The organism is Brevibacillus jepli, assembly GCF_047229145.1.
Classification (GTDB): Bacteria; Bacillota; Bacilli; order Brevibacillales; family Brevibacillaceae; genus Brevibacillus.
The window spans coordinates 206,754-224,492 of record NZ_JBFEFW010000009.1 but is presented as its reverse complement, the minus strand read 5'-3'; the positions used below and the strand labels follow the sequence as shown (position 1 = coordinate 224,492).

Here is a 17,739-nt window from a genome sequence, read left to right as displayed (position 1 = left end):
GTTGATAGGTTCGGTGTGGAAGCGCGGTAACGCGTGGAGCTGACGAATACTAATCGGTCGAGGACTTATCCACACACTTAGCAATCATGCGTATTCAGTTTTGAAGGAATAAAAGAAGCCATCCAACTTGGATGGTTTTTTTGTGTTAGTACAACTAAGGATACGCTAAAAACAATGGTGTAGCAGGGTGTTTGTTTTCATTCATGGGAGTGTTGTTACGCTAACTGTTTCACTTGATCAATAAAACAGCGGCTGTCTAAGATGACTGTATATCCTTGTCTGAGACGCAACTGTGAAAAAAGATTTTGCAAGTGAAGTCAGAAATCTTCCTGTTCTGCTTTCATAATGGAGGACAAGGAATTTTATTGGGTAACAAAAACCCCATTTTCCCAACGATAAATTTGCAATGTAGTCTCAGGCTTGCCCGGCAGTAGTTCACCTGTATCCGGATTCAATTCCTGCTTCGTTTGCCAGTGGTAGAGCAGTGGTTTTTCACCGTCACCATGCAGGATTTGATAGCTGCCTACGGTCTGAAAAAGCTGACCTCCCGGCACGGAAACCGTTTCCCGTAGCAGTCCTTCCCATGCTTTGACCAGACGACCTTTTTCCAAATACCAAAGATTCGCCTCGTAGACCGATATGCCAGATCCGCCAGTATGCTGGACTGTTTCAAAAACCCGTTTTCCTGCGAGCAGACGCGGTTCATCCTGGTCGTTCTTGCCTATCTGCGGGTGATTCACTTCTCGTGTATAATCCCAACGATCCAATTGCAGGCGGGGTGGATTCCATTCCTCTTCGGCGATAAGGGCATACGTACGATTCGGCTTTTGATCCAAAATGTAAAAGCTTCCGATATGTACGCTGCCGTTATGCTTGGCGACAATTTCTCGTTCCGGGTCATCATCCAGATTAACGAGCTGAAAGTCAAAGTTGTCGGTTACAATTGAGTTTTTGGCTTGCTTGTTAATCCATTCGAGTACTTGGGCTTTGGTAGGCTCCTTGGAGGCAGGGGACACTGGGGCAGCCTGGACGAGAAATGGGATGGCAAGTACAGCTGTTAAGCTGAGCAACAGGCGAGAAATACGCAACGGTAACGAGCTCCTTTCCAGGATGAGATCGCGGATCACGATCTGTTTAGTTGGAAGACGAGCAGTCAGTGGCAAAAGTTACGGCGAAGTGGAGTAAATTTCAACCCGCGAACAGCGCTGTCTTTTGTTACAATGAAAAGCAAACACATGATCGTGGAGAGTGATACAAGTTATGCGGATTTTACATACGGCCGACTGGCATTTCGGGCGACAGCTGGAAGGGCGCGACCGACGAATAGAACAAGCGGCATTTGTGGACGAGCTTTGCGGCATTGCAGATGAGCGGGAAGTAGATTTGGTGCTTATTGCAGGGGATGTGTACGATTCGGTCAATCCGCCTGCTTGGGCTGAAGAGCTTTTTTATGATGCATTGGAGCGCTTGTCTTCGGAAGGCAGGCGAGGTGTCGTCGTGATCGCGGGGAACCATGATCAGCCTGAGCGGGTACGGGCAGCAGCACCGCTTGCCACCAAACACGGGATTGTTCTGTTAGGGTTGCCGAAGGAGGCGCCTTTGCTCACGCAGGAAGCTTCGCCAGATCGTGTGCAAATCATACAGGGCGGCCCTTCCTGGCTGGAAATGAAGATTCCTGGCTGCGCGGCGAACGCGGTCGTTTTGGCCTTGCCATATCCTTCAGAATCAAGATTGAAGGAGCTCTTGAGCGAGAGCTTTACCCAAGAGCAGATGCAGCTTGCTTTTTCCGAGCGTATTGCGCAATTGCTTGCGGAACTGTCTGTTCATTTTCGTGAGGATACCGTGAATTTGGTTACGAGCCATTTGTTTGTCATGGGCGGGATGGAGACAGATTCGGAGCGACCGATTCAGATTGGTGGGGCTTTAACTGTTTCACCGCAGGCTTTTCCAAAGAACGCGGATTATGTGGCGCTCGGTCATCTTCATCGTCTGCAAAAGCTCAGTGACAAGCCGTTGGTACGCTACAGTGGTTCACCGATTTCCTACAGCTTTTCCGAGGCGGGACAAAGCAAGGCAGTTGTGATTGTCGAGGTAGAGCCAGGACAGGATGTGCGCGAGGAGATTGTGTATTTGACGAGTGCACGGCCACTGGCGCGTTGGAGGGCGACGGAGGGGATTGAACAGGTCGAGCGCTGGCTTGCAGAGGGACGCGATGCAGGGGCGTGGATTGACTTGGAACTGCATGTGTCTGGCGTAATCGACCCGGCAGAATTTCAGCGTGTCCGCAAGCTGTCCGATGACTTTTTGAAAATACAACGCGTCGTCGTCCGGGAAGAGCGTGAGGAAGACGATACAGAGAGGGTCGAGCTGACAGAGCTGACGTCTGATCAATTATTCAGACGCTTCTACGAACGGAGAAGGGGAGCTGAGCCGGATGAGCAGCTGGTTGCCCTGTTTCAGCGGCTATTGGCAGAAACCGGAGGAGAGGGGGAGGACGAGTGAGACCGATACGATTGAAGCTGGCAGGGATGCACAGCTACCGGGAAATGCAAGAGGTTGATTTCGAAATGCTTTGTCAGGCGGGATTGTTTGGGATATTCGGCCCGACAGGAAGTGGTAAATCGACGATCCTGGACGCGATCACGCTTGCTTTGTACGGGCAGGTCGTCCGGCTGGGCGGGGGAAATCATCCTAAGGAAGTACTGAATCAGCTGGAGCAACGCGTTTTCGTTTCTTTTACATTTGAGCTGGGGACTGGCGACGAACGCCGACAATATACAGTAGAACGGGAATTTGGTCTGGATAAAAAGGGGAACAAGCGACAGCCTGAAGTGAGGCTGATTCAGTCAGGAGCCTTAACCGGAGAGCCGGATGTCGTATTGGAGTCCAAAGCCACGTCGGCGACAGCAGCGATTGAAGCGCTGATTGGTCTCACTTTGCAGGACTTTACCCGTGCGGTTGTTTTGCCACAGGGTCAATTTTCTCGCTTTCTGACGCTGAAGGGCAGTGAACGAAATGAGATGCTGCAACGGATGTTCCGCCTACATATTTATGGGGAAAAGCTGAGTGAGCGCGTACGACACGCTTTGGAGCAGGTCAAGGAACAGATGCATCGTTTACAGCTGGCAAGCGCGGCTTTGGGAGAAGCAGGGCCTGAAGCATTGGAGCAGGCGAGACAGACGTGGGAGGATGCTGCCCAAAAAGAGCAGGAATTCTCCCAGCAAAAGCAGGAGCTGGTCGGGAAGCTCAAGGAGCTGGAGCAGCTTAACCAGTGGCATCAGGAGCTATTGCATGTCCAGGCGCAGCTGCAGCAGCAGGAAGCAAAAGAAGCGGAAATGACCGTGCTGAAGGCGAAGATTCGCGAGTGGGAATCAAGTATTCGATTGTGGCCATTACTTCAGCAATATGAGCGATTGGATCAGGAATGGCTTGCAACAACAACGGCGTTAGAGCGCAGCCGCGAACGACAGGAGAGCGCGCGTTTGGCCGTGGATGAGGCAGAGCGTGAGTACCAAAAGGTTCAAGCTGAGCTGACTGTCCAGGAGCCGCTGTTAATTGAGCAAAAGGGCAAGCTCGTACAGGCGCAGGAATGGGAAGAGGAGCTCAAGTCGATCCGGGAAGAATGGACAGGCTTGGAGCGCGACTGGAATGAGGTGTCTGTTGCCTTAACCAGCACAGAACAACAGCTGGAAAAGGACGAAGCGGACTTAAAGAACTGGGAGCTTGAGTGGGCCGACCTGCAAGAACAGATGAAGCAGGTCATGATCTCTCCCGAATGGCGTGCACAAATAGCGGCAGCCAGAGAGGCGAAGCAGCAGTGGGAGCGGGACCATGACAAGGTGCGTGAGTTGGAAAAAGAACAACTCGCAGCGCAGCAGCACACTCAGGCCGCAGTCCATACTGCCGATGAGCACAAGCGTAGCTGGGAAGCGTGCGCGAGCCGTCTGGCACAAAAGCGGGAAGAGCTGGCAGCACCACCGGAATCAGCTGTGATGAGCGAAGCGGAGTGGGAAAAAGCAAGAAACGTTTTGGCAGAGATGAAGCAGGTAGGTCGCCAGTGGCGTGAAGTATTGCAGTCTGTTTCAGCTTGGCAGGAGAAGTGGCAGCAAATCGTTCAGGAACGCAAGCAGGTGGAGGAGCGCAATCAGGAGCTGACGCGGGCAGTCGAGGCAAGTGAAGCACTTGTGGCGAGTCAGCTGGCAGAGAGGGATGGCTTGCGTCAGGAATGGGAACGCTGGCAGCAGGAAAATATGGCGCGATTTTTGCGTGAACGTTTAGAAGAAGGCAAGGAGTGCCCGGTATGCGGTTCCGAACACCACCCACATGGCCACCAGAGCCATACGACAGCGACTGACGCGGGGACTGAGGGTGACGGGCTGCGTACTCGAATCAAAGCGTCAGAAGAGGCTTTGCGTGCGGCAGAACAAGAAGCGGCTAAGACCAAGGAAGCTTGGCTGGGAGCCAAGGGAGCGCTGGCTGCATTTGATGAGCGCCTAGCAAGTGTTAAGGCTGAACAGGAGCAGCTGGAAGCGCGCCTTTTGGCGATCAAGGCAGAGTGCAGTGAGTACGGACACCCTTGGACGGTGGATTCTTTTGAAGAGCTTATCGCGGTCTATCAGCGTGAGGAAAAGGATCTGATCGCCAAGCAAGCTGACAGGGAGCGGGCAAAAGCAGAGCGGGAACAATTGCAGCAGCAGCTGGAGGCATTGCGTGAGGAAGAGGCGGAAAAGAAGCGCCTGATGGAACGGAACATGCTGTTGCTAGAGCAGGCACAGAAGGCAGATGAGGAAATCAAAGCCCGTTTGAATGTTGCTTCCACGCAAGAAAAGCATTCAAGAGAAGAATTGGATGCGAAGCGCAACGATCTACCCATCGAGGAAATCGAACAACGCTATGAGAACATCGGAAAGTCAGATCGGCGTCTGGCAGAGCTGCAGCAGGTTCGATCCGAGAAGGAAGCACTGCGCGGGAAGCTGTTGACGCAGGTAGAAGCAGCCAAGTCGCGCAAGGCAGAGGGCAAAGCACGGGAAGCAGCGCTGAAGGAAAAGCTGGAGGACAGAAAGCGCATGTGGGAGCAAAAGCATACTCAATGGCTGGAGCGAACGGCAGGTCTTACTGCGCAGGAGTGTTTAACACGGGTAGAAGATTCACTCCTCGGCTTGCGACAGGCTGTCACGCTGGCAGAGACGAAGCGCAAAGCAACAGCCGAGGCGCGGGAAACGGTGCAAAACAATCTGGTCAAGTATTCGGAGACCTTGGCAATCCTCACACGACAACGAACGGAAGCTCACGAAACATTGTACCAAGGCTTGCAGGAAACTGGTCTCGGTACTGTCGAGTATGTAAGGGAACGGTACGCAGAGCGCGAGCAGTTGCCGCAGGCGCAGGAACAAATCGAGGCGTACACGCGTGTCGCAGGGCAGCTTCGTTACGAGGAAGAAAGACTGCAGCAAGCAGTAGCAGGCCGTTCATTTACGCAAGAAGAGCTCACCACTGCAAAAGAGGCGTGGGAACAATGGGAGCAAGCCTTCCAGGAGGCGCAAAAGCAAGTGGCTGTCGCCAAAGAGCACGTAGATCGCATGGAAAAAAATCATGACAAATGGCAAGAGCTTCATAAAGAGATGGTACAGCAGCAGGATGAGCAGAGCCGTTTGGAAGAGTTGAAAAAGCTGTTCGAGGCCAAGGCGTTTGTCCAGTTCATTGCGGAGGAAAAACTGGTATCAATCGCAAGAGACGCTTCCTATCACCTGAAGCGGATGACCGCCAACCGTTACGGGCTGGAAATCGGTGACGAGGGCGAATTTGTTTTGCGGGACGAGGGAGCTGGAGGAATGCGCCGTTCAGTGAGCACATTGTCTGGCGGGGAAACATTTCTTACTTCCTTGGCGCTGGCCTTGGCCCTGTCGATGGAGATTCAAATGCGTGGCGGACGCCTGGAGTTTTTCTTCTTGGACGAAGGCTTTGGGACACTCGATCCGGAGCTTCTGGAGGTCGTCATGGATGCCCTTGAGCGACTGCGCATGGACGATTTCACCATTGGCGTAATCAGTCACGTCCCGGAAATACGTGTGCGGATGCCGCGTCGTCTGGTTGTAACACCGGCAGAACCGATGGGGAAAGGCAGCACACTGCATCTGGAAATGGAGTAGGGAAGGGGAAAAAACATGGCAGTCCAATTTATATTGGGACGGGCAGGAACGGGGAAGACGGGCGCAATCCATCGGCAGATACAGCAACGCCTGCGGGAAAAGCCGTTGGGGTCGCCCATGATATTGCTCGTACCGGAACAGGCCAGCTTTCAGGAAGAGTATGCCCTCGCCACACTGCCAGAGCTAGGCGGTGTGATGGGGACACAAGTGCTCAGCTTCGGTCGATTGGCTCACAGGCTGATGCAGGAGCTGGGCGATCTGACTACCGTGCCAGTTGACGATTTAGGAAAGCATATGGTCTTGCGCATGCTCTTGGAGCGGCACAAAGAAGAGCTGAACGTATTCGGGCGCTCGGCGACACAGCCTGGATTTGCGTCTCAGCTCGGCCGCTTGATCAGCGAGTGCAAGTCGTATGGGGTATCCTTCACACATTCCGAGAATCTGGAGTGGGGAGGAGCCAATCTCAACCAAAAAATACATGACCTGCGCTTGATTATGAATGCGTACGAGGCTTACTTGTCCGAAGGGTACTGCGATGCTGACGACATCCTGAACCGAGTGGCAAGCGTGGTGCGCGATTCGAAGTACATCAAGCAGGCTGAAATATTTATCGATGGCTTTACCGGGTTTACGAATCAGGAGCTGCGCCTGATCGAGCAGCTGATGCAGCATGCCAAGCAGGTGACGATCGCCCTGACGCTTGACCCGGATGAACGAGATGCCTCTGTGGACGAGCTGGGACTGTTCCACCCTACACTGCGAACGTACCAAGCCTTGACACTGATGGCGCGTGAATTGGGAGTATCGATCGCCAAGCCGCTTTTATTGACTGAAGCACAGCGATTCAAGAATAGTCCGTGGCTGCGTCAGGTCGAACAAGTGTATTTCCAGTGGGGTGACCCGCCGATCCCGGATCAGCCCGGACGTGCAGATGAAGTGACGATGCTCTCAGCAGTGAACAGGCGTGCTGAGGTAGAGGCTGTTGCACTGAAGCTTCTTTCCTTGTCGAGGGAAGAGGGCTATCGCTGGAAGGACATGGCGATCCTGCTTCGGGAAATCGGGACGTACGCCGATGAGATTTCGGCTGTGTTTACCGAATATGGCATCCCGCACTTCTTGGACCAGAAACGCTCCGTCATGCACCATCCATTGGTGGAGCTGGTTCGCTCAGTATTGGAGGTCATTGTCACGAGATGGCGGTACGACGCTGTTTTCCGCTGCTTGAAGACAGATTTGCTGCTGCTGGATATCACGGATGAGCAGACAGCCCGCAATGAAATCGATCGACTGGAAAACTACGTACTCGCTCACGGTGTTTTTGGCTACCAGTGGGCAGAGGAGTCTGCTTGGCATTTCCGCGGGCAAGCAGGTGCCGAGGAAGACGCGCAAATCGATGAGCTGAGACGCAAATACGCAGCACCGCTCTTGTCCTTTGAAAAAGAGATGAAGCAAGCAACGGGCAAAAACGTCCGGGAAATAACGATGGCGCTATACAACCTGCTGGTCGCTCTGGATGTGCCAAACAAGCTGGAGCAGTGGCAGCGAAAGGCAGAGGATAAAGGCGACCTCGATGCAGCACAGGTACACGGACAAGTGTGGACGGGATTGATCGAGCTGATGGATCAGGTCGTAGAGGTAATGGGCGACGAGAGTATGGACTTGGCGACGTACGCCCGTGTGCTCGACAGCGGCCTGGAGACGATTGAATTGGGACTCGTTCCCCCAGCCTTGGATCAAGTGCTGATCGGGGCTATGGAGCGCTCCCGTCAACCGGATGTCAAAGCCTTGTTTTTACTCGGGGTAAACGAGGGCATTATTCCTTTGCGTCCAAAAGAAGAAGGAATTCTGGATGAGGCGGAGCGCGAGCGTTTGGCAGAAATGGGCCAGTCTCTCGCGCCGAGTGCCAAGCAACGGCTGATGGCAGAGCCGTACCTTTTGTACCAGGCGATGACGAGACCGTCGGAGAGGCTGATGTTGAGCTGTGCGTTGGCAGATGAAGAGGGCAAGGCGCTGCTGCCATCCTCCGTATTTACACGCATCCGCGAAGTGCTGCCGGACATTTCGCATCAAGTGTTTTACAACGAACCGACGGGGCTGCACGAGACAGATGCGTTCCTGCTCGGACATCCGCGTCGTGTGTTCCGTCATCTTTTGACGCTATTGCGCTCCATGAAGAAAACAGGTGAGCTTCCCGACTTCTGGTGGGAGGTATACGACTGGTATATTCGTACTTCTTCGGATGTCATACGCGAAAAGTGGCTGTTGTCCGGCCTGCGATATCTGAATCGTCCGCAGGAGCTGGATTCGGAGACGAGCACGACCTTGTACGGCAAACAGCTAAAGATGAGCGTATCACGTCTGGAGCGGTTCCAGTCATGTCCGTTCTCTCATTTTTCTTCACACGGGCTTAGACTGTCCGAGAGAACGATGTACAAGCTGGAGCGTTTCGATGTAGGGGAGCTGTTCCACGCTTCACTGAAACGCGCGGTTGAAAAAATGAACGAAGACAATCTCGAGTGGAGCAGACTGACGGAAGACAACAGCATGCAGCTTGCGAACGAGGTAGTTGAAGAGCTGGTGCCTGCGACTCGCAGCAGCATTTTGACGCGGACAGCCCGTTATCGTTACTTGTCTGGCAAGCTGAAGAGAGCGGTGGGCCGCGCCATTTACGTACTCGGAGAGCATGCGAAGCGCAGCCGTTTTGCTCCGGTTGGACTGGAGGTTTCCTTTGGGCCGAATGCTGATTTGCCAGGCTTGGGCTTAACGCTTGAAAACGGCGTGGAGCTTCAGCTGATTGGACGGATTGACCGGGTAGACCAGTCACTGGATAGTGAGGTTCCTTATTTGCGCGTGATTGACTACAAATCGAGTCCGAAGCAGCTGTCGCTCTCAGACGTCTGGAATGGTCTGAATTTGCAGCTGCTCGTCTATCTCGATGTCGTCGTGGCAAATGCCGAGGAATGGCTAGGGAAAAAAGCCGAAATGGGAGGCGTCTTCTACTATCAGGTAGCCGATCCTTTTGTGACGGCAAAACGTTTGTTAACGGCTGACGAAGCTGCCAAGGAACGGGCGAAGCGCTTGCGTATGAAGGGCTTAATGCTGGCTGACCCTGAGCTGGCGCGGATGATGGATGGATATGTAGAGCAAGGGGCGTCAGAGCTGGTGCCTTTTGAGATCAAAAAGGACGGAACGCTTTCGTCGCGTTCATCCGTGGCTACCGCTGAACAGTTCCAGGCGTTGACCTCCTATGTTCGCGATACCGTGAAGCAAATCAGTACGCGTATGACCAACGGGGAAATCCAGATTGAGCCGTACTCGAACGGTACGATGACCGCTTGCGATTACTGTTCGTACAAGCCGGTATGCAAGTTCGATGGAGATGCAGGCGGGAATGAACACCGACAGCTTGCCAAGTGGAACAACAAGCAAATATGGAGCATGCTGGCTGAGCAGCAGATGGCAGGAGAAGGAGGAATGACCGATGGCGGATCAACAATTGCAGGCCAAGCCTGAACAATGGACGGACGAGCAATGGCAAGCGATTATCCAGCGCGGGAATAATCTCCTGGTCGCAGCGGCGGCAGGCTCAGGGAAAACGTCGGTCCTGGTTGAGCGGATTATCCGGCGCATCATGGATGAGAATGATCCGGTCGGAGTCGACCAGCTATTGGTGGTGACCTTTACCAATGCGGCTGCGGCAGAGATGCGTCACCGGATTGGCGATGCTTTGCGAAAAGCATTGAAAGAAGACCCGCATTCTTCTCACCTGCGCCGTCAGCTGGCGTTGCTGCAGCGAGCGACGATTACGACACTTCACTCGTTTTGCTTGGGCATTTTGCGCCAGTATTACTATCTCATCGAGCTCGATCCTGATTTTCGTATTGCCGATCAGATGGAAGCGGAGCTTTTGCGTCAGGATGTTCTGGAGGAACAGCTCGAGAGCTGGTACGAGAATGACGCAGATTTTCATGCATTAGCTGACGTGATGCTGGACGGTCAGGATGACCATGCGCTGACGATATTGTTGCTGCGTCTCTATGAGTTTTCGCGCAGTCATCCCGCACCTGAGCAATGGCTCTATGAAGCAGCCGGGATGTTTGAGATTAAGGATAAAAGCGGTCTGGACGGGCTCGAGTGGACCAGAAGCGTACTGCGTTCTGTAGAGCTGGCACTCGGTGCAATGACGGCAAAGCTGCGAAGAGCGGTTCTGTTAGCGGGCTCTCCAGAAGGACCTGCTGCATATTTGCCTTTGCTTGAGGCGGAAGCGGCTGCCATGGAGCGTGCTGGAGCGGCTTGCAGAGATGGCTGGGAAGCGACTGTCCAAGCTGTTCGAGGTGTTGTCTTTTCCAAGCTGCCCCCAGTAAAAGGCACAGATCCTCTCGTGAAAGAGCAGGTGCAGGACCTGCGAAACAGCGTGAAAAAGGAACTGGCTGAGCAAATCGAGCAATATTTTTCGACGACAGTCGAGCAGTACGTCGCTGATTTGCAGCGGATTGCCCCTCACATGCAGACGCTGGCAAAGCTGGTTACGGCATTTTCGGACGCTTTTCAATTGGAGAAGCGCTCGCGTGGCTTGGTCGACTTTGGCGATCTGGAGCATCTTGCCCTGCGTGTTCTAACTGAAACGAATGAGCTTGGGGATACAGTTCCTTCGTCTATCTCGACCCAGCTGCGAGAACAGTTCGCTGAAGTGCTGGTAGACGAATATCAGGATATTAACCTCGTGCAGGAGACGATCCTGCAAATGGTTTCCCGAGATGGGACGAGTGGTCAAGCAGCGAATCGCTTCATGGTGGGCGACGTGAAGCAGAGTATTTATCGGTTCCGCTTGGCAGAGCCGAAGCTGTTTCTCGAAAAATATGTCACCTATCAAAAAGATGGTGATGCTAACGAAGAGTGTATCGGGCGGCGCATAGACCTGGCGGCGAACTTCCGCAGCCGAGGTGAAGTCGTGGATGCCGTCAACTTTTTGTTTCGTCAGATTATGTCTCACGGGGTAGGTGAGATCGGCTACGATCCTTCGGCGGAGCTGATCAATCGCGCATCTTATCCAGAAGCACAGCCGAATCGATTACAGGCAGAGCTGCACCTGATTAACAGGAATGCTGCACTAGTAGAAGAAGGACAGACGACAGTGGCAGAGATGACAGAAGAGACCGAAGCAGGTATTCCTGAGACGGCAGGTGAGTCCGCAGAGGAAGCCAGTGTCGCACAGCTGGAAGCGAGACTGATTGCCAGCCGCATTCGCCGTTGGATGGAGCCAGGTGAAGGAGAAGAGCCGCTGCTCGTTTTCGATAAAAAGGCTGGAGGAATGCGCCCGCTCGCCTATCGCGATATCGTTATTTTGCTTCGCGCGACCTCAGGCTGGGGACAAACGATGCAAGAGGAGCTGCATGCAGCAGGTATCCCTGTGTATGCAGAACAGACTGCAGGTTATTTCGCGGCGACAGAAGTGGAGACGATGCTCGCACTGTTGCGTGTAATCGACAACCCGCTGCAAGACATTCCGTTGGCCGCCGTATTGCGCTCTCCAATCGTCGGCTTGCGGGAGGAGCAGCTCGCTCAAATCCGCATTCAATATACAACGGGACCGTTTCATCAAGCTGTTGTTCAATACGCGGAGGAGCGCCCGGCGCAAGCGTCGTGGGAAAAACGGCTGCGGATGTTTTTTGGCCGGCTGGAAGCGTGGCGGACACAGGCTCGCCGAGGTGCTTTGTCCGAGCTGCTTACCATGCTGTATCGGGAGACAGGCTATCTCGACTATGTGGCGGCTCTGGAAAACGGTCAGCAGCGACAGGCCAATCTGCGAGCTCTCTATGATCGTGCGAGACAATACGAAGCTGGCTCCTATCGTGGGCTGTTCCGCTTTTTGCGCTTTGTCGACCGACTGCAAGAGACGGGCAATGATATGGGGGAAGCACGTACCATTGGAGAAAACGAAGATGTCGTCCGCATCATGACGATCCACAAAAGTAAGGGGCTGGAGTTCCCTGTTGTTTTTGTGGCGGGTATGGGCAAGCAGTTCAATACGATGGATTTGAAAAGCCAGTTTTTGCTGCACAAGGATTTGGGCTTCGGTCCGATGGCTGTAGAGCCCTCTATGCAGCTGCGCTATCCGAGTCTGGCTGCATTGGGCATCCGTCAGAAGCTGCGACGGGATATGCTCGCAGAGGAAATGCGCGTGCTGTATGTGGCTTTGACGCGTGCACGCGAGAAGCTCATTCTCGTAGGTTCAGCCAAGGACTTGGCGAAAAGTGTGATGGACTGGGGCAGACAGGATGACAGTGAGCGGCTCAGTGACGAAGACTTGATTCAGGCAAAAGGCTACCTAGACTGGGTAGGACGTGCCATGCTGCGACATCCTGGTGCGGGAATGCTCCGGTTGTATCCGGAGCAACAAGGCGCGGGAGAAGTCGTTCATGTGAGAAGTGTGCCAGATGATTCCGTTTGGTCGTTCCACTTTTATCTAGCAGATGAGCTACGTGCACAAGGCGAGTCAAACAACGACGAGGCGTCACTGTGGCAGCGCATGACCAAGCGGGAGGCAATAGAAGAGCGACCATCTGACGAGTCTTTGCGAGAAATCGTCGACTCGCGATTAGGATGGAAGGACCCGCATCCGATTGCTCCGCGCGTCGCTGCGAAATGGAGCGTCAGCGAACTGAAGCGACATGCCAAAGTCAGCAAGGGTGGACAGCCACTCACACTGCCTTCCATTACGGAGAAACCAAAGTTTTTGTCTGAGCAAAAATCAAATCGACTGACAGCAGCAGAAAAAGGTACGATTACGCACCTTGTGTTCCAGCATCTCGATTTGCAGCGTCCGCTGGATGAAGCGGATATTCGCGAGCAGGTGGCAGTGCTTGCGGCAAAGCGTTTTTTGACAGACGAGCAGGTACAGGCAGTAGATGTGTCCCAGATTGCCCGATTCTTCGCTGATCCTTTGGGACAGCGGATGAAGTCGGCGGCGGTCGTCCATCGTGAACTGCCGTTTACCCTCGTGCTGCCTGCGAATGAAGTAGAAGCGGAGCTAGGCAGTGAGAGCGGTGAGCGGGTCATCGTCCAGGGGGTTATTGATTGCCTGTTGGAGGAGCAGGATGGAGGCCTCGTCCTGATCGATTTCAAGACAGACTGGATGGCAAAAGAGGCGACTGCCCAAGCCATTGAAGAGATGAAGAGAAGATACGAAGGCCAGATCAGGCTATACGTCCGGGCGATCAAGCAAATCCTCAAGCCGACTGCGAACGTGTCTAGCTATCTTTATTTACTCTCAGGTGGATTTTCTCTATCGTTTTCAGATGAAGGTATGGAATAGTTTGTTAGACCGTCGGGATTTGTTCTGGCGGTCTTTTTGTTTGAATTACTGCAGTGGTGGAGGAAGAAGTGCATTTCCAGTCTACGCTTCGGCCTACGCCCCGCAAGGGGAGATTGACTGTCCGCTTCGAAATGCATGGCGGGAGCGCTTCAAACGTAGAAGTTTCGATGAAGGATTCCATGGGTGAAGCTGAAATTCCCCGCCATTTTTTCCTACGCTGAGATGGGCTCCAGAGGCGCTTGAAATGGAAATGCACTTCTTCTACGCCGCTTTTTATTAATTCCTTGAAAGTAGATCTAAGGAGTTTCATGCCAACTGAATTGTTTTTCGGAAGCTTCCTGCGTTAACTTGCAAAATGTTTTAAAACACGAAGGAATCCACAGCTGTACGAAAGTCCTGTCACATGTTTGGAAGGAGACCGCCCGAACGAAGAGAGGATACAGGCGACTGGAAAACATGTGGCAGGGCTTCACCCGACAACTATTGTTAGAAGACAACCACTAAGAATTTTACAAAATACGAACATACGTGCTATAATTAGTTAAAAATTCCCTAATCTTCAAAATGATCAAACAAGGAGTGAATCCAATGAAGATGTTCTTCCAATATAACTGGCAGGTTCGCGACGAGTGGATGGAATGGTGTACACAGCTCGCACCAGAAGAATTGCTGCGCGAGCGCACCGGTGGTGCAGGTACGATTTTGTACACGCTGTTTCATATTGCAGATGTTGAATATAGCTGGCTCCGGGGCGTGCAGGGAAAGCCGGATATTTCCGTGCCGTACGAAGCGTACAAGACGCTGGACAAGGTAAGAGAGCTATCGGATGCATGGCGCGCGGAATTGCGGGATTTTATCGAGAGTTGGTCAGACGAGATGGAGTACGAGCCTGTGAAGGTGGAGTGGGATGATGAAGTGCATACGAAGGGTGAGCTGCTTCGTCATGTCATTGCCCACGAGATTCATCATATGGGACAGCTGTCCGTTTGGGCGAGAGAGGTTGGGATTACACCCGTTTCCGCCAATGTCATTGGGCGTGGATTGGCGCAGCGGGAACGCTGACAGATGAGATCTACAGGCTCTTGTGCATAATTTTCCTCTTCGCGGTTCATACTCCAACTGTTTTCAATCAAAGGTTGTGAGTGGATTGTCCGCTTGGGAGGACGCACAATATGTCATGGAAAAAACAACTGCTACGAAAAAAGACGGTTGCACAAATGCTGGAGCAGGCCGACAACAACGAAGGCTCTCTCAAAAAGTCATTAGGAGCTTTTGACCTGACGATGCTGGGAATTGGAGCAACCATGGGGACTGGGATATTTGTTATGACCGGTGTGGCGGCTGCTTTATATGCTGGGCCAGCACTTGTTGTGTCTTTTGTCATCGCGGGACTTGCCTGTGTATTTGCTGCGCTCTGCTATTCGGAATTTGCTTCGACCGTTCCGGTATCGGGGAGCGCCTATACTTACAGCTATGCGGCTTTTGGAGAACTGGTTGCCTGGATGATCGGATGGGATTTGATTCTCGAATACGCAGTGGCTTGTGCTGCGGTGGCAAGTGGATGGTCAGGCTACGCCCAGGGATTGCTGGCCGGGTTTCATATCTACCTGCCGCATGCGCTCACCAGTGCGTTTGATCCATCGAAAGGGACGATTATTGATTTACCTGCTGTCTTCATCATTGTGATCATAACGGCCTTATTGATGAAGGGAACGAGAGAGTCTGCGAGCCTGAATACGATTATGGTGTTAATAAAAGTAGCAGTGATTGTCCTGTTCCTCGTCGTCGGGGTTATGTATGTCAAGCCGGAAAACTGGAGTCCGTTCATGCCGTTTGGCTTTGCGGGAGTAGCGACGGGTGCGGCAACGGTGTTTTTTGCTTTTATCGGATTTGATGCTGTCTCTTCCGCAGCGGAAGAAGTGCGCAATCCACAGCGAGACATGCCCATCGGAATCATCACGTCCTTGCTTGTGTGCACGATTCTGTACATTGCCGTCTCACTGACTTTGACAGGGATTGTTCCGTACAACATGTTACATGTCAAAAACCCGGTCGCGTTTGCGCTAAACTATGTCAATCAGGACTGGGTAGCAGGCTTTATTTCGGTAGGAGCCATCGTCGGGATTACGACCGTTTTGCTGGTCATGATGTATGGGCAGGCTCGTATGTATTTTGCCATGAGCAGGGATGGATTGCTGCCTGCCCTCTTCTCTCAGGTACACCCTCGAACGCAAGTACCACAGAAGAGTACCCTCGTCGTGGGCATATTAGTGGCGACCTTCAGTGGAGTTTTGCCACTGTCCAGATTGGCCCAGCTCACGAACATCGGCACCTTGTTTGCCTTTATTCTAGTCTCGGTTGGTGTGGTTGTATTGCGCCGCACCCATCCGCAGCTGCACCGGGCTTTTCGTGTCCCATTCGTCCCGCTTGTTCCTATTCTTGCTGTACTCTTTTGTGGATATCTCGTGTACAATCTTCCTGTGCTTACAAAGGTCGCTTTTCTCAGCTGGCTGGCAGTCGGAGCGATTGTCTATTTTCTATATGGACGCAAACACAGTCGGTTGGCAAATGACGACTCTCCCAAGTCATGAGGCTTCTATCATTTGATTTTTAAGTTTCGGGCATGTTCTTTTGCGAGCATGTCTTTGTTTGGTATCTGACAAAGACAGCCAATTCATGATAGAGTAAAAGGAACCAAAACGACGAGGGAGAACAGGCCATGAAGCGAAAACGAGCAGATCGACCTGGTTGGAGACGAGTGAAGCGATTGGGCTACCAGAAGAAATGGGTAGATGCTTTATCTTTTTCTGGGTACGCTGTTCGCCTGACTCTGGACGAGGTAAGTGAACCTGCATACATGCCTGTTGGCGATAAAACACTGTGTGTGGGCGATAGAGGATATGTTTACTTGCAATACTTTCCGCGTGGCCAAGCTTATGCCGTTACGAAAATGATGGATGAGCTGGGGAACACCGTGCAATGGTATATCGATATTTGCAAGGCGCATGGCAAGGATGAGCACGGGAACATTTGGTATGACGATTTGTACCTCGACATCGTAGTGCTGCCGACAGGGGAAGTCTACCTGCTGGATGAGGATGAGCTCGATGATGCATGGAATCAAGGAGTCATCACAAAAGAAGAGCACCAGTTTGCCACGGAGACGGCGGATCGCTTGTTTCAGGATATTTTGGCGGGGAAACGAGATGCTTTTGACTTTCCGAATTTCTTTGCATAGAATGGTGGAGAGTTTTACGCAGGGAAATATAAAAAGGAGGGAATGGGAATGAATGACAAAATCATGCAGCACCCATTCTACTCTGATTTCAAAGAACGAAGGCGATTATTGCTTTCGTTCTTTTTTTGATGGGTTCCGAAGAAAAGAACGTAGGGGGAGGCGCCATGCGGTATAAACGTGTCCTGGTCAAATTAAGCGGTGGAGCGGTAGCCAAGGAAAACGGGTTTGGTTTTGATCCTGAGCAGCTGGAGCATATCGCGGGGGAGATTCTGACTTTGCTGGATATGGGGGTCGAAGTAGCGATCGTGATAGGAGGCGGCAATATTTTTCGCGGAAACATGGCCGATCAATGGGGGATCGAGCGGGTGGAAGCCGATAACATCGGGACATTGGCCACCGTCATTAACAGCTTGATGCTGCGTGGAGTTTTGAAGGCCCGCGTAAACAGGGAAGTCCGAGTCATGACTGCCGTTCCGATTAATGCAGTTGCCGAGCCTTACATTCGTCTTCGTGCCGTACATCATTTGGAAAAGGGGCATGTGGTCATTTTCGCTGGGGGAAATGGTCAGCCTTACGTGACAACGGACTATCCTGCTGTTCAGAGGGCGCTCGAGGTAGGCGCAGACGCGCTTTTGGTAGCGAAGCATGGCGTGGATGGCGTGTACACCGCCGACCCGCGAAAGGATTCTACCGCCAAGCAGTATGTGGAGGTTTCCTTTGACGAGGTAGTCAAAAGAGATTTGCGAGTGATGGATCAAGCCGCGATGATTTTGGCCAGAGATCACCAATTGCCGCTGCACGTGTTTAACTTTGACCAGTCGGGAGCCATGGCGCGGATTTGTCGTGGAGAACAGGTAGGTACGTACATCAGCTCTGAGCTGGAGGCATTGTATAAGTAAGCAGAGGTTGGTGTGCTTGCGCTTGCAAAACGGTTGTCTCGCATCCATGGGGCAGCCTTTTGTATTTATAAGCCCCTTCTTCCTGCTTTTTTGTTTACAATGGATACAAGAATGTTGAATTGGTTTGAAAGGATGTCG

Annotated in this window: 9 protein-coding genes; 8 read left to right on the top strand and 1 reads right to left on the bottom strand. The window is 52.6% G+C overall.

The features are described from left to right. Positions 1-362: 362 nt before the first annotated feature. Positions 363-1,088 (bottom strand): hypothetical protein, encoded by a 726-nt coding sequence (locus tag AB1L17_RS12440; protein WP_412844953.1) that lies wholly within the window; start codon positions 1,086-1,088, stop codon positions 363-365. A 172-nt stretch (positions 1,089-1,260) separates the two neighbouring features. On the opposite strand from AB1L17_RS12440, the gene AB1L17_RS12435 reads away from it, so the two are divergent. The 8 genes from AB1L17_RS12435 to pyrH all read left to right on the top strand — a co-directional run bounded on the left by AB1L17_RS12435 (position 1,261) and on the right by pyrH (position 17,601). Further along, positions 1,261-2,502, top strand: a complete 1,242-nt coding sequence (locus tag AB1L17_RS12435) for an exonuclease SbcCD subunit D (RefSeq protein ID WP_412844954.1) — start codon at positions 1,261-1,263, stop codon at positions 2,500-2,502. After that, on the top strand, positions 2,499-6,149 hold the full coding sequence (locus AB1L17_RS12430; RefSeq protein WP_412844955.1) for an AAA family ATPase: 3,651 nt from the start codon (positions 2,499-2,501) through the stop codon (positions 6,147-6,149). The genes AB1L17_RS12435 and AB1L17_RS12430 overlap by 4 nt, the downstream gene beginning before the upstream one ends. Positions 6,150-6,164: 15 nt before the next feature. Continuing rightward, positions 6,165-9,662 carry a helicase-exonuclease AddAB subunit AddB gene (gene addB / locus AB1L17_RS12425; RefSeq protein WP_412844956.1) on the top strand — a complete coding sequence of 1,166 codons (3,498 nt, stop codon included), beginning with the start codon at positions 6,165-6,167 and terminating at the stop codon, positions 9,660-9,662. Further along, on the top strand, positions 9,631-13,464 hold the full coding sequence (gene addA, locus AB1L17_RS12420) for a helicase-exonuclease AddAB subunit AddA (RefSeq protein ID WP_412844958.1): 3,834 nt from the start codon (positions 9,631-9,633) through the stop codon (positions 13,462-13,464). The genes addB and addA overlap by 32 nt, the downstream gene beginning before the upstream one ends. Before the next feature lie 588 nt (positions 13,465-14,052). Next, the gene (locus tag AB1L17_RS12415) at positions 14,053-14,526 is read left to right on the top strand and encodes a DinB family protein (RefSeq protein ID WP_412844959.1); all 474 of its coding nucleotides are present in this window, start codon (positions 14,053-14,055) and stop codon (positions 14,524-14,526) included. Positions 14,527-14,636: 110 nt separating this feature from the next. After that, positions 14,637-16,055, top strand: coding sequence for a branched-chain amino acid transporter BcaP (bcaP, locus tag AB1L17_RS12410; RefSeq protein ID WP_412844960.1), 1,419 nt, complete (start codon positions 14,637-14,639; stop codon positions 16,053-16,055). Positions 16,056-16,183: 128 nt separating this feature from the next. Further along, the gene (locus AB1L17_RS12405) at positions 16,184-16,702 is read left to right on the top strand and encodes a ribonuclease FAU-1 family protein (protein WP_412844961.1); all 519 of its coding nucleotides are present in this window, start codon (positions 16,184-16,186) and stop codon (positions 16,700-16,702) included. A gap of 164 nt (positions 16,703-16,866) precedes the next feature. Further along, positions 16,867-17,601: a UMP kinase gene (gene pyrH / locus AB1L17_RS12400; protein ID WP_412844962.1), complete on the top strand. Its 735-nt coding sequence runs from the start codon at positions 16,867-16,869 to the stop codon at positions 17,599-17,601. Positions 17,602-17,739: the final 138 nt, after the last annotated feature.

Excerpts from the sequence above, each read along its gene's own strand:
- AB1L17_RS12435 (WP_412844954.1), top strand. The coding sequence starts at position 1,261 with ATGCGGATTTTACATACGGCCGACTGGCATTTCGGGCGACAGCTGGAA.
- addB (WP_412844956.1), top strand. The coding sequence starts at position 6,165 with ATGGCAGTCCAATTTATATTGGGACGGGCAGGAACGGGGAAGACGGGC.
- addA (WP_412844958.1), top strand. The coding sequence starts at position 9,631 with ATGGCGGATCAACAATTGCAGGCCAAGCCTGAACAATGGACGGACGAG.
- AB1L17_RS12415 (WP_412844959.1), top strand. The coding sequence starts at position 14,053 with ATGAAGATGTTCTTCCAATATAACTGGCAGGTTCGCGACGAGTGGATG.
- bcaP (WP_412844960.1), top strand. The coding sequence starts at position 14,637 with ATGTCATGGAAAAAACAACTGCTACGAAAAAAGACGGTTGCACAAATG.
- AB1L17_RS12405 (WP_412844961.1), top strand. The coding sequence starts at position 16,184 with ATGAAGCGAAAACGAGCAGATCGACCTGGTTGGAGACGAGTGAAGCGA.
- pyrH (WP_412844962.1), top strand. The coding sequence starts at position 16,867 with ATGCGGTATAAACGTGTCCTGGTCAAATTAAGCGGTGGAGCGGTAGCC.